11 protein-coding genes and 1 pseudogene are annotated in these 14,594 nt (G+C 49.1%); 3 read left to right on the top strand and 9 right to left on the bottom strand.

Annotated features, from left to right (window positions below; translation table 11 throughout):
- The 5 genes and pseudogenes from NG796_RS14490 to NG796_RS14470 form a co-directional block, all read right to left on the bottom strand.
- Positions 1-124 (bottom strand): annotated as a pseudogene (locus NG796_RS14490) (IS4 family transposase); the annotation flags it as partial.
- 185 nt (positions 125-309) lie between these two features.
- Positions 310-1,887 carry a photosynthetic/respiratory NAD(P)H-quinone oxidoreductase subunit D1 gene (ndhD1, locus tag NG796_RS14485; protein WP_261207546.1) on the bottom strand — a complete coding sequence of 526 codons (1,578 nt, stop codon included), beginning with the start codon at positions 1,885-1,887 and terminating at the stop codon, positions 310-312.
- 267 nt (positions 1,888-2,154) lie between these two features.
- Positions 2,155-4,224 (bottom strand): NAD(P)H-quinone oxidoreductase subunit 5, encoded by a 2,070-nt coding sequence (locus NG796_RS14480; protein WP_261207544.1) that lies wholly within the window; start codon positions 4,222-4,224, stop codon positions 2,155-2,157.
- A 345-nt stretch (positions 4,225-4,569) separates the two neighbouring features.
- Positions 4,570-4,941 carry a thioredoxin family protein gene (locus NG796_RS14475; RefSeq protein WP_261207543.1) on the bottom strand — a complete coding sequence of 124 codons (372 nt, stop codon included), beginning with the start codon at positions 4,939-4,941 and terminating at the stop codon, positions 4,570-4,572.
- Positions 4,942-5,244: 303 nt separating this feature from the next.
- A complete protein-coding gene (locus NG796_RS14470) occupies positions 5,245-5,379 on the bottom strand; it encodes a hypothetical protein (RefSeq protein ID WP_261207542.1) in 135 nt (44 codons plus the stop codon).
- A 593-nt stretch (positions 5,380-5,972) separates the two neighbouring features.
- Here NG796_RS14470 and NG796_RS14465 point away from each other — a divergent pair.
- Complete coding sequence (locus NG796_RS14465; protein WP_261207541.1) at positions 5,973-6,368, top strand: AbrB family transcriptional regulator; 396 nt, start codon at positions 5,973-5,975, stop codon at positions 6,366-6,368.
- Between the two features lie 672 nt (positions 6,369-7,040).
- On the opposite strand, the gene NG796_RS14460 is transcribed toward NG796_RS14465, so the two are convergent.
- The 3 genes from NG796_RS14460 to NG796_RS14450 all read right to left on the bottom strand — a co-directional run bounded on the left by NG796_RS14460 (position 7,041) and on the right by NG796_RS14450 (position 9,777).
- Positions 7,041-7,508: a VOC family protein gene (locus NG796_RS14460; protein WP_261207540.1), complete on the bottom strand. Its 468-nt coding sequence runs from the start codon at positions 7,506-7,508 to the stop codon at positions 7,041-7,043.
- 169 nt (positions 7,509-7,677) lie between these two features.
- Positions 7,678-8,376: a Uma2 family endonuclease gene (locus NG796_RS14455; RefSeq protein WP_261207539.1), complete on the bottom strand. Its 699-nt coding sequence runs from the start codon at positions 8,374-8,376 to the stop codon at positions 7,678-7,680.
- Between the two features lie 75 nt (positions 8,377-8,451).
- On the bottom strand, positions 8,452-9,777 hold the full coding sequence (locus NG796_RS14450; protein ID WP_261207538.1) for a hypothetical protein: 1,326 nt from the start codon (positions 9,775-9,777) through the stop codon (positions 8,452-8,454).
- Between the two features lie 428 nt (positions 9,778-10,205).
- Here NG796_RS14450 and NG796_RS14445 point away from each other — a divergent pair, with 428 nt between their 5' ends.
- Entirely contained in the window at positions 10,206-10,748 is a 543-nt protein-coding gene (locus tag NG796_RS14445; RefSeq protein WP_261207537.1) for an SPFH domain-containing protein, read from the top strand.
- A 58-nt stretch (positions 10,749-10,806) separates the two neighbouring features.
- Entirely contained in the window at positions 10,807-10,995 is a 189-nt protein-coding gene (locus NG796_RS14440) for a DDE transposase family protein (protein ID WP_261207536.1), read from the top strand.
- 66 nt (positions 10,996-11,061) lie between these two features.
- Here NG796_RS14440 and NG796_RS14435 read toward each other — a convergent pair whose 3' ends face one another.
- Positions 11,062-14,202 (bottom strand): serine/threonine-protein kinase, encoded by a 3,141-nt coding sequence (locus NG796_RS14435; RefSeq protein WP_261207535.1) that lies wholly within the window; start codon positions 14,200-14,202, stop codon positions 11,062-11,064.
- Positions 14,203-14,594: the final 392 nt, after the last annotated feature.

Below are 14,594 nucleotides of genomic sequence, written 5' to 3'. Positions count from 1 at the left end.
TGGCGAGAGTTGATAATCTGACGTTTCGATAACTTTGAAGCATCAGAACTAAGATTTCTAAGGTCTTTGCTTGACTTCCGCTCAGATGAATGCGTAATAACGAGTGGTATAATGTCTTTAACATTTTTGGTTAGGGTGGCTCCAAGGGCCACCCGCTTTTTTACGACTTCTCCATTATCTCAAACAATTGCCCCGTCTGGGTTTGACCTCCGTTGTCACCCTCTCAGCACAAGGATATAGTATAAAAAAAGGCAGTTCATTAAAACTGCCTTTTCTGTAACGGACTGCTGTCCTTAAAGGATGGATAACCTACCGACTATTACCAATTGCAGGGGCTTCCATTGGTTCTCCTAACGCAACGGATGCGCTTCCCGCCAACGTGGGTACTGAGTTCCGCAATCTGGCGGTTAACTGTACCGTGGTGGCATCGTAGATTTGGGTGAGAATCTTGGGATATAACCCAATCCCAATAATCGGCACCAGCAGGCAAGCAATGATAAATACTTCCCGAGGTTCGGAATCAATCAGGGCTTCATGTTCGATTAATTCCTTATTCTCTGGTCCATATAGCATTTCTCGCAACATGGACAGGAGATAAATCGGGGTAAGAATGACGCCGACTGCCGCTAAGAAGACGATGACGACGCGGAAGGGGAGGCTGTAGGCATCGCTGGTGGCAAAACCAACAAAGACCATTAATTCAGCCACAAATCCACTCATTCCCGGCAACGCTAAGGAAGCTAAAGAACAGGTGGTCCACATGGCAAAGGACTTTTTCATCTTTTTGCCAATGCCGCCCATTTCATCCAACATCAGGGTATGGGTGCGATCGTAGGTTGCTCCCACCATGAAGAACAAGCTCGCCCCAATTAGTCCATGTGAGACCATTTGCAGGACAGCCCCGCTTAATCCTAAGTCGGTGAATGACCCAATCCCAATCAGCACAAATCCCATGTGAGAAATGGAGGAATAGGCAATCTTCCGTTTGAGGTTGCGTTGGGCAAAAGATGTGAGAGCCGCATAAATGATGTTGACAACGCCGAGGATGACTAGAATCGGTGCGAACACCGCGTGAGCGTCGGGTAACATTTGGGCATTCATGCGGATGATGGCGTATCCCCCCATCTTCAGCAGAATCCCGGCGAGTAACATATGCACGGGGGCTGTCGCTTCCCCGTGAGCATCGGGTAACCAGGTATGCAGGGGGAAGATGGGCAGTTTGACGCCGTAGGCAATTAAAAACGCCGCATACAGCAACAGTTCTAAGTTAATGGCGTAGTCTTTCGCCGCCAGGGACTGCATATCAAAGGTGACGGTATCCCCGTAGAAGGCCATTGCGAGGCCCGCCAGCAGGATAAACAGGGAACCGCCTGCGGTGTAGAGGATAAATTTGGTGGCTGCATAGAGGCGTTTTTTACCGCCCCAGATGGAGAGCAGCAGGTACACCGGAATCAGTTCCAATTCCCATACCAGGAAGAACAACAGCATATCCTGGACGGCAAAAACAGCGATTTGTCCGCCATACATCGCCAAAATCAAGAAGAAAAACAGTTTTGGCTTTAGGGTGACGGGCCAGGAGGCCAAAATTGCCAGGGTGGTAATAAATCCGGTGAGGATAATTAGGGGCATGGATAATCCATCGGCCCCAACAGACCAGTTGAGGTCTAAGGCAGGAACCCAAGAATAGCTTTCAAAAAGCTGGATGTTAGGGTTGCTGAGATCGTAATGATTACAGAAGGTGTAGACAATGAGGGCAAAGTCCATGAGTCCGACGATTAGGGCATACCAACGCACCGTGCGCCCATCTTTATCGGGGATAACAGGGATGAGTAGGGATGCCGCGATCGGAAACAGGATAATTGTAGTCAGCCAAGGAAATTCAGCCATGTTCATAGATCGCTATCAAAATTCATCAAGATACTAAATCCAGTGGTCAAAAGCCTTCTTTTTTCGTCTTAGCGCGCGCAGGCGGGCTATAGCCCTAACGGGCATGGCTTCGCTAGTGTTCTGTGAGCCTCCACCCTTCAGGGTGCGGGTTTTTATCCAACCGGATTGAGTATAGAAAACTCACCCGTCACACTACAGAAGCCAGAATTAACTCCGAGGCAAGGATGCTGGAATTCTGGCTTCTGCTTGGGCGACAGATGAATTAGGTTAAGTCACGCCGGAGAGAATGACTAAGCCTAAAACCGCCACAAAGACGATCAAGGCATAGAACTGGGCGCGACCGTTTTCAAAGTATTTGAGTCCTTCGCCACTGATGACGGTAATCAACCCGGTGAGGTTGACGGCCCCATCAACGACGCGATAATCGACTTCCATCACCTGTCTGGCTAACCGGCGGGAACCGAGGACAAACAGGGAGTTGTAGATTTCGTCAAAGTACCATTTCTTGCGAGAAAGCAAGTAGAGGGGTTTGATTTGGGAGGCGATCGCCCCTGGGTCGATTTTCCGACTCAAGTACATCAGGGATGCCAAGGTAATCCCCAGCAACGCAATTCCCACGGAACTACCGCCCATCACCAAAAATTCGGTGAGGTTGAATTCTTCGGCGTGTTCGGCAATTTCCAGCATGGATTCACTGGGAGGGTGAATAAATGCCTCAAAGTAATTGGCAAAGGGAGTTCCCACCAACCCAATCAGGACCGAAGGCACGGCCAGGGCCATCAAGGGGAAGGTCATCGCTAGGGGGGACTCGTGGGGATATTCGCTGTGATGACCATGAGAGTGGTCATCGTGGCTGGCTTCCAGTTCCCGAGGGTCCATTGCACCGGGACCAAAGGCGAGGATCGGTTCCCCTGCTTCGGCTTCGCTTTTGAGTTGGTGACGAATTTCGGTGTCGTTGCCTCGGAAGGGGCCTTCAAAGGTCATGAAGTACATCCGGAACATATAGAAGGCGGTCATGCCAGCGGTTAGCCAGCCGACCCCCCAGAGGGCGGGATTGGCTTCAAAGGCGGCCCCGAGGATTTCGTCTTTGGACCAGAATCCAGCAAAGGGGGGGATGCCACAAATGGCGAGGGTGCCGATCGCGAAGGTAGCAGCGGTAATCGGCATAAATTTCCGCAGCCCACCCATTAACCGCATATCTTGGGCCAGGGTGGGGTCATGACCGACCACTTCTTCCATGCCATGAATCACGGATCCAGACCCGAGAAACAGCATGGCTTTGAAGTAGGCATGGGTCATCAGGTGAAATAATCCGGCGCTGTAGGCCCCGATGCCCATTGCCATGACCATGTATCCCAGTTGGGACATGGTGGAGTAGGCTAACCCTTTTTTGATGTCGGTTTGGGTAAGGGCGATGGTTGCCCCCAGGAAGGCGGTGAAGCATCCGGTCCAGGCAATGACGGTCATTGCGCTGGGGATATGTTCAAAGACGGGATACATCCGGGCGATTAAGAAGACTCCTGCAGCCACCATCGTGGCGGCGTGGATTAAGGCCGAGATGGGGGTGGGGCCTTCCATCGCGTCCGGTAGCCAGACGTGCAAGGGGAATTGAGCCGATTTGGCAACGGGTCCGAGAAAGACTAACACGGCTAACAAGGCCGCGACGCCTGCACCGATCGCCCCGGATTGGACGAGATCTTGCAGGCGATCGCCCATGATTTGAAAATCAAAACTATCTGTTGCCCAATATAAGCCCAACATCCCCAACAGCAGACCAAAGTCGCCAACGCGGTTGGTGACAAAGGCTTTTTGACAAGCATCTGCTGCTGGTTTGCGATCGAACCAAAAGCCGATCAGCAAATAGGAACACATCCCCACCAGTTCCCAGAAGATATAGACCTGAACCAGGTTAGGACTGATCACCAGCCCCAACATTGAGGAGCTAAACAGGCTCAGGTAGGTGTAAAAGCGCACATATCCGGGATCATGAGCCATGTAGCCATCGGTGTAAATCATCACCAACAGGGCCACAGTAGTCACGATCGCCAGCATCAGCGCCGAGAGGTGGTCAATGGTGTAACCCATTGTTAGGTGAAAATTCCCCGCCGCCGCCCATTCCAGGCTGTACGTGTAGGGTTCATGTCCTTGGATTTGGCTCCAAAGCAAAGCAAAGGACAAAACCATTGCTGCACCTACGGAGGAGACCAAGAATGCGGCGGTCGCTTGCCGCAGATTATTGGTCGTCTTGTTATAAGAAATCAGGCCCAAGCCGACCAGCATTGCCCCTACTAAAGGGAAAACTGGGATCAGCCAAGCATACTGATAAATTGGTTCCATCGCTGAGGCCCACTTAAATACTTCTTTACGGAGTTAACTCACTGGTTAACATTTTGACATAGACCCGCCATAGAAACGGGAGACTAGGGATATCATAGCGATATTCACTCATTTGCATTTGTTGGCTTCTCTGATATAATCTGCGATCGCTTAAAGAAAGACCCTTGCGCCCCCGATTTTCCTCGCCCTTCAACCCCAAAGGAAAAACCCCACCCAGATTAGACTAGATGGGGTTTAGCGGTTTCACTTTTTAAGAACAAGTCACGAAATCACCCGCAGTACAGGGACCGTGATTAACCCCAAAAAAGTGGCTTGCTGTAAAAAATTCCTGACGAGAGATTCTCATCAGGAATTGATGGCCGGTTGTAACTTGGAATAAGAACGCCCTTTTTGAGTGCTTAGGAGCAGGGACCTTAATTCCCGAGTTAGGTCATCCCGTCCTTGGAACCCTTCAATGCGATGGATAATGGATCCTCCATCAAACAAAATCAGGGTAGGCAATGTCGCAATCCGATAGGTACTCGCCAGCTTTAAGGTTTGATCGGCATTAATTCCGGCAATTTTAACCGTTTCGCCCCATTCGGCCTCGAATCCCTTCAAAATCGGGTTAATCAACAAACAAATACCGCACCACGGTGCCCAAAAATTCACGAGAACAGGAGTGGTAGCTTCTAAAACTTCTTGTTTAAAGGACCTTTCATTAAGAGACAACACCATGAGACCTCTTGATTGAATCGGTTTGGATATCAACACCGGGATCATGGTACATCGATTTGGGATCGTCTGGCTATCCCCCTGAGTAATCAGTTTCAAGTTTTACCTCAGACCCCGGGCAAAATTCCCTTCCTATTTAAGGTCAAAACCCCGTCCCCCCAAAGTCTTGAAGGGTTTCCTCCTCCTCTTGAGTCTGACAAAGTTACATAAAGACCCCTTCCCCACCACCCCGATCCCCTGGTAAAAGACTAGAGGTGTTTGTCATTGGTCATTGGTCATTAGTTATTGGTCGTTGGTCGTTAGTCATTAGCAATCCCCTATCCACCCCATCTCCCCCATCCACCCCATCTCCCCCATCTCCCCCATCTCCCCATCCACCCCATCCACCCCATCCACCCCATCCAACCCATCCACCCCATCTCCATGATGTGAGATACCCATCCCACTCCACCTTTCCCTACTTTCCCTCGTCAGAATTTTAGAAAGCGCTAAAAATAGAAGTTTGTCCTAATGCTGAGATGATTAATTAGAGAAAAATCTCCTTCATCCCATTCAGGGGAATTTTTCAGTGGATTTACTCGGTGGAAACCGAATCAAGGCTATTAAGACCAAAACGGCTGAGTGATTCGGGTGAAGGGGGAGTTGGGTAGAATTGATGTGAATGAGGGAAGTCGCGAAAGGACGGATTGAGCATAACCTTCTGAGTCCTCGCCTATTTCAGCCCTTATCATAAATCCGGGCAATTTTATCAAGTTTTCTTTTTTCTGAAAGACAAAGCTTTTAAGGGAAAGGAGGGAGTGAAGAATCTTAAGGAGATGGAGTGACAAGGAGAAAGCCTCTGCTATATAGAGGAGTCAGTAGTCTGTCACTGAAAAAATAGCGGTTCAATGCCAAGGGCCACAACTTGATAAATTCCTTTGATCGCCCGATCGGCAACGTAGTGTCTAAGTAATTAAATTTTAAAAATAGGTGTTGTATTTTTTAGAAGTTCGTTTATAATAATTCTTGTAAGAAGAGTTAGTAAGGAATTAATAATGGCTGAAACAGTAACTGCCCTAAGAGGAAAAGCGCTGCTCAAGAAGGCAAAAGAACTCGCCAACTTACCCCGGCGAGAGTTAGCAAAGGCTTGTGGTTACTATACCACCACAAAAGGTGGGGAAACTCGGGTCAATCTGACTGACTTTTATGATGCACTGCTCGACGCCAGAGGCATCGCCTTGGATCCGGAAGCGAAAAAGAGCACTCGTGGTAGAGAAGCAAGCTATCGGGTTTCCGTCCACCAAAATGGTCAACTCGTGATAGGTTCAACCTACACCCAAGCAATGGGGTTGAAGCCCGGTGACGAGTTTGAAATTAAGCTGGGTTACAAGCATATCCATTTAATTCAAGTGGACGAGTCAGAGAAAGACGGCGAAACCGAAGCGGCTTAATTTAGAGCATCGGGGGGAGCGATCATTAATATAGAGTCCTTTTTGGGAGTTTCTACTTAAGAAAATCAACAGGGTTTCTCTCTCTCAAGACCACCTGTAGAGAGGGAATAAACCTTGGAACAGCCCCAGGAACGAAGGTTCTGACCCGCTGTACTCTTCAGTAAAATCCCAAAAAAAACTTGTTTTTAGCATGGATTAGGGATATATTTTTCCGGCGGCAAATACGCCAGGAAGTTGCGAAAGTCATGAATTTTCGCTTAAATATTCTGAAATGGGTTTGTGACCAAAGACCCTAAGCAATGGGATACCATCGTTTCGGTGGATGTAATGGAAAAGCCTTTCGCGATCGCGAAAGGCTTCTTTATTTAAACAGCCAGTTCATGGGGGGATATCCGAGGCGATCGCCCAGGTATCCTAACCCGAGAATCTGGGGGATGATTTCGGGAAGGATTGACCTTTCGTGGCAACATCAAACCCTACCCTTTTAAAGAGAAGAGGTTAAATGCAACGGCCCAAAATCGGCATTTGGTATCCCGTTTTACAGATAAATCTTCAGGTATTTTTATCCCAATGGCAGCTAGAGTTACTCCCTCCCGAGGAGACGAGAGATCTTCGGGGGTTTCCACCGTCTCAAACCCCACTTTACCCCTTCTAGGATTAGACTTTTATCGGTCAACTGTCGAGAGGATTGCACCGGATCTCGATGATAAACCCATCCGGATCGTAAAAGTAGATCCCCCGTCCCGTGGGACGGGTAACGGGACCGCTATCGATCGCCACCTGCTGCGCTTTAAGTACCTCAACTGCGCCATCAAATAACTGCGGATCAATATCGAAGGCGAGATGATTGGCACGGGTAAAGGCACGTTTCGGGTCCGGGTCTGGGGGTAATAAATCGGGTTCGTAAAATAAATCGATAACCATCCCATCAGGAGTAACAAAATTGGCAACTTTCCCCGTTGCGACTAATTCCCGCAACGTGGTGGGAACTTCGTCCCCAGTTAGTTCATGTAACCCCAGGATCTGACCATAAAAATGGCGGGATGCGGCCAAATCCCTGACGTTAAATGCGATATGGTGTACTCGTCGTAAACGGCCAGGAGCGATCGCAAAAGTTGAAGATTCTAAATTGATTTGCATGATATGGACTCATTTGAGAGGGTAATCCGGGTTGAAATCTCTCAGGACATTTTGGAGAAATCCCCGATGGATTGGAAGGGTTTATCACCAGAATTTTTACCAGCAGTGGTGCGATCGCCCCGGGGATAAATGCGATCGCATCAGGGTCCAGATGAGCGATTAGATATCCCTACAACTCATCTGGATCAATTCCCATTTCCCGCAGGCGATCGGCGAGTACCTGGGATTTCTGACGTTCTCGTTCCAATTCAGATTCAGCTTCTCGTATCCGCTCCTGAGCAGTTCGCAACAGTTCCTCTAATTCCAACGTCGTGAGAAAGGGTTCGCCATCGGGACGGTACATTTGCAATCCAGTCTCCGCCATTTGAAAGCGCACCGCGAGGCGGGGACTCACCCAACCGTCCATTTGTTCGATCGGTTGTAAACTCCCCTCAGACTTGCACCATCCCGCTAAATCCAACAAATCGGGATGATATAGATAGTATTCTTCAACCCCGTAGTTCTGATAAAACGCCAATTTCTTCGCCATTTCCGAGGGACGGTTCCCGGGAGACCAAATTTCAAAGACTACTTGTGGGGGGATATTCTCTTCCTTCCACTGTTGGTAAGACCCCCGATAGCCTTTGGGTCGTCCGAATGCTACCATCACATCTGGCGCTTGTCTGAGCTTATTATTGCCTTCAACGGGATACCATAATAAATCTCCGGCAACGAAGACATTCGGATCTTGAGCATAGACCCGTTCTAAATTTTCTTTAATCCAGACGATCAGCGCAAATTGTTGGGTATTGTCTGCCATCGGTTGACCATCACTATCCGGGTAGATTAAAGTTGCCTGGGGTTCAGGCGATCGCACTTCTGTAACCATAGCCGTTTCTCCGTATGATTGTGCTAGACTTAATTTTAGCAGGAGAAACGTGCGATCGCTGGAGCAACCGCCCCATCACTTCCTGACTTTTTGCCAGAAAATCACGGTTACCCAAGTGACTAAACTCGCAATACCCCCGCAAATCACACTTAACAAAAAGACCCCGGGCAATCCTAAATTTGACCCCGTATTCACTGGAGAAACCTGATTTATCTGGGAAGGACGAGGGAAGGAAGCAACGGCTATTATACAACCTGTCACTACTCCGACCCCCACGATACCCACTGCGGTTTTAACCGTGCGATCGCGATCGGCCTGCCGAATTTCTACCAGACCCTGAATCATCTGAGTTAGATGTTGTATCCGTTCCAGATTTAAACGGAATGCATTGATATCCGCTTGAAGCCTCGGGAGGTAACTTTGTTTAATTAATGTGCTAAATAGGTTTAAAAAAGAGAGGTCGGTTGACCCTAAACCATCAGCATCTTGTTCTAACTGATGGCAATATTTATCATAATAGTCGAGCTGAATTTCCATCGAATTGAGATGCCTCTCTAAAGTCCTGAATCCGCTCAACAATCCAGAGAGAGTATGCATCGTAGTTTTAAGCGAATGGAGACTCCGAACCGAATAATCTGCGATCGCCTCAATCTGTTGATATTGGTCGATGAGTTGTTGTGTGAGCCTTTGGCTCTGGTGGTCCGCCCAAATAATCTGATGACGAGATAATAAAACTTGTTGCCATTGTTCATAAAATCCCCATCCCGCTTGAAACGTTTCGCGATCGGGATACAGAACCAGGAGTAAATAACTATTAGCTTCAATCATCTCCCCAATCTTGCCCCCAGATGTCCGCCAAAACTCATACAGTTTCACCCCTACATAGTCCCCACTCCCTCGATGATGCCATCCTTCGGGAGAGATTAAGGTTTTATAGCTTTCTTCTGCCAGCTTTTCGATTTGAGTGGAATTGCCATGTTCCCAAACTCCCGAAATCAGCCAAGTTTGTCCTAAATGCTCAGGGGAAGGGGGGTTAGGAGTGAGCAGTTTCAAGGTATTTAGTAAACTCTGAACCTGATGGGCGTTATATCGTTCCTGAACCGATCCATCAAAGATTAAAGCATAAGTCTGATGGAGACTTCGCCGCAGATAGCGTCCGAGAATGGTATGGTTATGGAGGATTCCTTTAAATTTTAAATCGGCAGTGGGTTGGGACTGGAGAGCGAGGAAAGTTTCTTGACCCTCTAGGGCGATCGCACCTGGTATTAATCGAGAAATATCTCCCACTATTTTTTCTAAAACTGAGTGATAATTCCGGTGAGTGCTATCTGGGTTGATGCCTAACCCTTCTTTGAGATGGTAACTAAATAAATATAAGTTAGGAGCGTTGATTTCTAGCATGAATTTGGGGGGGAGTCAGATCTAATCGAAAAGACGCATTTAATTGTAACCCATATTTGATGGAATCTTTAATATACTTTAGGAAAATTAACAGAATTTAGGGTGTAAATCTGCTTCGAGTTGCACGGTGATCGGTGTTGGAGAAGGAGACGCCATATTTTTGTGAGACATAAGATGCAGCAAAAAAAGTTAAAGACCTAATCTAGTCTAGTTTTGAATCACTTTGTATTATTAACTGGATTAAAAGAAACCAACGACTTCAGTCGTTACGAAAAAAGGGAAAAACCACTTCAGTCATCCCCCCCATCCTCCCCATCTCCCCCATCCTCCCCATCCTCCCCATCTCCCCCATCCCCCCATCGGTGTGGTATCCTAGCAAAATTGGTGCGGCAGATGTCCAGTTCATTACAGCAGTTTGAGGTAATTCCATGACCTTCATTGCTACCATCCTCACCCGTCTTCTCTCAACTCTGGTGGTTCTTGTCGGACCGAAGTTTTGCGATGAAAAATATCGGAATACCGTGCGTGCTGTTGCTCTTTTAATCGGTATTTTAGCCGCGAAAACTTCCCTGTTGCAAACCTTTACGATTATCCCATCGGGCAAAGTTGGGGTGATTGAAGTGTTTGGAAAGCTAAACCCCCAACCCCTGAATCCCAGGGTGCATTGGGTTAACCCTTTTGGAAGGGTTTTGAAGTTCTCTACGCGATCGCGGGATATGCCGGGAAGAAGTTTAGCCACCTCCCCCGAAGGGTTAAACCTGTTTGTAGAGGGAACAATTCAGTATCGATTAGACCCGAATAGTGCAGCGGATATGTATCAAAATGTGGGGGTTAATGAGGGAAAAATCGTGCGATCGCCCTTGCAAGGGATTACACAGGAAATTACATCCCGTTATCCCGCTAGAGATATTTATACTGCTAAACGAGAGGAAGTAACCCGGCGACTGCGGTTGGTGATTCTACAATCCTAGGCGATCGCCCATCCTGACTCTCTATCTCTCCTTGTGAACTCCTTATGAAGGTAAACCGATGACTGAATCCCCGAAATACTATATTAGAAAGAACACAAACGGAACTTGTGAAATTATCCCCAGCGATCGCCTAGAAGGGCCGGACCAACCGGAACTCGGGGAGAAATGGGGACCCTTTGAGTCCCGGGAGGAGGCGATCGCCCGTCGCGTGGGTTTGATTCGCGCCGGAAAGTGCCAGCCGCTATAACCCCGACGGGAGAACCCATCGGTGTCATACAGGACTTAGACACCGATTGATTCCCCTCAAACCAGACTAGCGGCCCATCTTGACTAAAACCCAGTCGCGAGACTCCGATGCCAGATAGAAATCCGGTTGAATTTCCAGGGCTTTTTCGTAGGAAGCCAGGGCTTCATCGTACCGTTCCATCGACTCTAAGGCGATTCCCCGTTGAGTCCAGACTAAGGCATCCTGAGTTTGAGCCGCGATCGCCTGATCAAACGATTCGATTGCCTCACTATAACGCCGGAGTTCATTGAGTGAGATTCCACGATTCGCCCAGGATCGGCCATCTTTTGGCTCAAACTTCACCGCTTGATCAAACGAGGTAACCGCCTCTGGATAACGGCGCAATTCCATTTGTGCGAGTCCGCGATCGCGCCAAGCCAGATGAAACCCCTCCTCAATTGCCAAGGCGCGATCAAACGCCTCGATCGCCTCAAAGTGGCGACCCAACCCCAGACTCAGCAAGACACCGCGATTATGCCAGCCTTTATAAAACTCCGGTTCGATCGCCAGAGCCTGATCGTAAGCGGCTAACCCCTCCGTAAATTGACCCGCACTATACAAAGTCGTTCCCTTGGCATTCCAGGCGAGATAAAACTCGGGGTTAATTTCCAAAGCGCGATCATACGACGAGATCGCCTCATCCAGACGTTGTAACTCATTGAGTAATCGACCCCGTTCTAACCAGGCATTCAAATCATCCGGGTTACTTTCAACCTGGCGATCGTAAGCCGCCAGGGCGCGTTCAAAAGCGCCATCAGCCTCCTCGGGACGTTGTAAATAGTCTAAAACCAACGCCTTGCGTTCCCAACCTTGCGGGTCATTCGGCTCAACTTCTAACGCTTGGTCCAGGTCCGTCAAGGCTTCATCGTAGCGCTGTAAACTGAGTAAAGCAAGACCCCGACCCTTCAGCGCATTTACGTCATTTTGGCGCAGTTCTAAAGCGCGATCGTGAGCGGCGATCGCCTCCTCATAGCGCTGTAATTGATACAAAGTTTCTCCGCGATTGTTCCAATAGCGGGCAGTTTTTGGCTCTAAACGGCTGGCATTGTCATAAGCGACGAGCGCTGACTCATAGCGATCGAGCAGATAGAGCGCATCCCCGCGACATTTCCAAGCTAACGCATGATCCGCCTTAATCCCGATCGCCTGATCGCACTGATCCAAGGCTTCCAGGTAGTCTTGGGACTCCAAAAGCAAGCTGGCTTTCTCAATCAATTGGTCCGAGTCCTGACGCGCTTGACGATCTTGCTGGGAGTTGCTCAAGGCGATCGCCACCCCTGCCGTTCCCATCAGGGCCACCACAGCCAGAATCGGCCAGGGTTTGGCAAAGGGTAACTTTTTAGAAAGTTGGGTTACCCCCGCCACCGCAGCAGCCCCAAGGGGAGCCTTCGCTGGACCGGAGGAACTCACCCCTGGATCGGCCTGGGGCTGCTCTGGGGGGACCTGGGGAGAGACCGGACCCTCTGCCCCCAGCGGCACCGGGACCGACTCGGGAAAGGGGGTGAGAACCGGGTCTTGGAGGGCGCGCAGATCCGCTAACACCTCTTGAGCCGATTCATAGCGCTCGCGGAAATAAGAGCGCACCATTTTATCCAGAATTGCCCCAAAGCGATCGCTCACCTGAACGTGCTTGCGCCAACTGAGCTCGCCGGTATGAGGTTCCGTCCCCAGATAATCGGGACGCACCCCGGTTAACGCTTGCAGGGCCACTGCCCCCAGGGCGTAGATATCACTATTCGGGCGGGGATTGCCCACCATTTGCTCCTTCGGCATATAGCCTGGAGTCCCGATCGCCGTCGAAGTCGTGAGCTGACCCTGGTCAATGGTTAAGGTACCAATTTGCTTCACCGAGCCAAAATTGGTCAGCATCAGCTTCCCGTCCGACTGACGCCGGAAGATACTCCAGGGGGTTAAATCCAAATGAATGGCATGATGTTCATGAACGAAGGCCAAAGTTTCTAGGACCTCTTGTAATAAGGCGACTGCCTCTTTTTCCTCATATTTTTTGCCCTGAAGTAATTCATGAGAAAGGGACTGTCCCTCAATCTGCTCCTGGACCAAATAAAAGGCTCCATTTTGTTCAAAATCGGCCAGCAATGTAGGGATACGGTCATGAGTGCCTAAACGGTGTAGCAGTTGCGCTTCTGCATCAAAAAAGCTTTTCGCTTCCCACCAAGGAAAGGTCTCTTGTTGAGCCGGTTTAATTTGTTCCACCGTACACCAGGGCATTTCCTGGCGTTGTAAATCCTCTCCTAAAAAGGTTTTACTAAATCGACGTTCCGCTAACAAACTCACCAATTGATAGCGACCATCAAGGACATTGCCAATTTCATGTAAAGACCGTAAATCCGCGATTACTTCCGTCGCCTGTTGGTAGCGGTCTTGATAGTCTGAGCGCACCATTTTATCCAGAATCTGCGCCAACTTAGGGTTAACCGGGGCCAGATGATGCCAGATAGTTTGACCTGTTTTGGGGTCTCGTTCTAACTCTCGGGGGGGGACGCCGGTTAAAGCTTGAATCGCAGTCATACCGAGGGCATAAATATCGCTATTAAAGCGAGGTTTCCCGCCGAGTTGTTCGATGGGGACGTAACCGGGAGTGCCGATCGCCGCTGTACCGACTTGTCCTTGAGGATTGATTGCTAAGGTTTCGATTTCTTTAAACGAGCCAAAATCAACCGGGATAATTTTGCGATCGCCGGTTCGACGGATTAAATTAGAAGGTTTAATATTGCGATGAATCACCGAGTGCTGATGAATGAACGCTAATACTTCCAGGACTTGATGCAACAGCGCCATGACCAAGCCTTCACTCCAGCGGTTACCTCGGATGATTTCTTGACTGAGGTCTTGACCCGGGATAAATTCTTCAACAATATAAAATTTTTGGTCCTCCTCAAACCCATCCAAAATTCCCGGAATCAGGGGATGAGCGCTTAATTTTTGCATCACTTTGATTTCCCGTTGCAAGCGCCCCCGGGCTTCTTCAACCAGGATGGGATTGGAGAGATTGGGTTGGAGTTGTTTAATCACACAGGGGCGCGGTTGGTCGGGCTGTTGTCGGTCTTCAGCTAGATAGAGTTTACCAAAAGCACCTCGTTTGAGGTCTTTAATGAGTTGATAGCGCCCTTGGATAAGCTGTCCGGTCATGGCGTTCATCAGTTGCATAGCTTTAGATCTGCGGCGGCGGTTGAGTGAATAGTTTTCCGGGACAAGAGTGCCCTTTTGTTCGGGAGTCTTGGGGGTGCGATCGCGAGGTTGAGATGATGATTTAGACGGGTGGCACCCATTCGCGGGTTGAGAAAATCTGAGCCGGGACAGGGAAAATCAAATCACCGATGCGATCGCCTAGGGGGGTTACGACCCCTACAATGGGTTGAATAGGGGCCTTCGTTCGAGCGCTCCTGGCATTTTGAAGCACTTGCATTCAGGATAAACAGCTCTGGCACTAACAACACATCGATTGATTTCCATGCAAGCAATCCGTATAACAACAAAGGTTTTTACAGCAAGAATCGCACCCTTTGAGAATTAGCGTGGCGCGATCGCAGGCGATCGGA

Source organism: Laspinema sp. D2d, assembly GCF_025370755.1.
Classification (GTDB): Bacteria; Cyanobacteriota; Cyanobacteriia; order Cyanobacteriales; family Laspinemataceae; genus Laspinema.
Note: the sequence above shows the minus strand (reverse complement) of the source record. Positions and strands in the feature narration are given on the sequence as shown.

Coding starts and splice junctions, on each gene's coding strand:
- NG796_RS14475 (WP_261207543.1), bottom strand. CDS start 4,941: ATGGTGTTGTCTCTTAATGAAAGGTCCTTTAAACAAGAAGTTTTAGAA.
- NG796_RS14465 (WP_261207541.1), top strand. CDS start 5,973: ATGGCTGAAACAGTAACTGCCCTAAGAGGAAAAGCGCTGCTCAAGAAG.
- NG796_RS14470 (WP_261207542.1), bottom strand. CDS start 5,379: ATGGGTATCTCACATCATGGAGATGGGGTGGATGGGTTGGATGGGGTG.
- NG796_RS14440 (WP_261207536.1), top strand. CDS start 10,807: ATGACTGAATCCCCGAAATACTATATTAGAAAGAACACAAACGGAACT.
- NG796_RS14460 (WP_261207540.1), bottom strand. CDS start 7,508: ATGCAAATCAATTTAGAATCTTCAACTTTTGCGATCGCTCCTGGCCGT.
- NG796_RS14450 (WP_261207538.1), bottom strand. CDS start 9,777: ATGCTAGAAATCAACGCTCCTAACTTATATTTATTTAGTTACCATCTC.
- ndhD1 (WP_261207546.1), bottom strand. CDS start 1,887: ATGGCTGAATTTCCTTGGCTGACTACAATTATCCTGTTTCCGATCGCG.
- NG796_RS14445 (WP_261207537.1), top strand. CDS start 10,206: ATGACCTTCATTGCTACCATCCTCACCCGTCTTCTCTCAACTCTGGTG.
- NG796_RS14435 (WP_261207535.1), bottom strand. CDS start 14,202: ATGCAACTGATGAACGCCATGACCGGACAGCTTATCCAAGGGCGCTAT.
- NG796_RS14455 (WP_261207539.1), bottom strand. CDS start 8,376: ATGGTTACAGAAGTGCGATCGCCTGAACCCCAGGCAACTTTAATCTAC.
- NG796_RS14480 (WP_261207544.1), bottom strand. CDS start 4,224: ATGGAACCAATTTATCAGTATGCTTGGCTGATCCCAGTTTTCCCTTTA.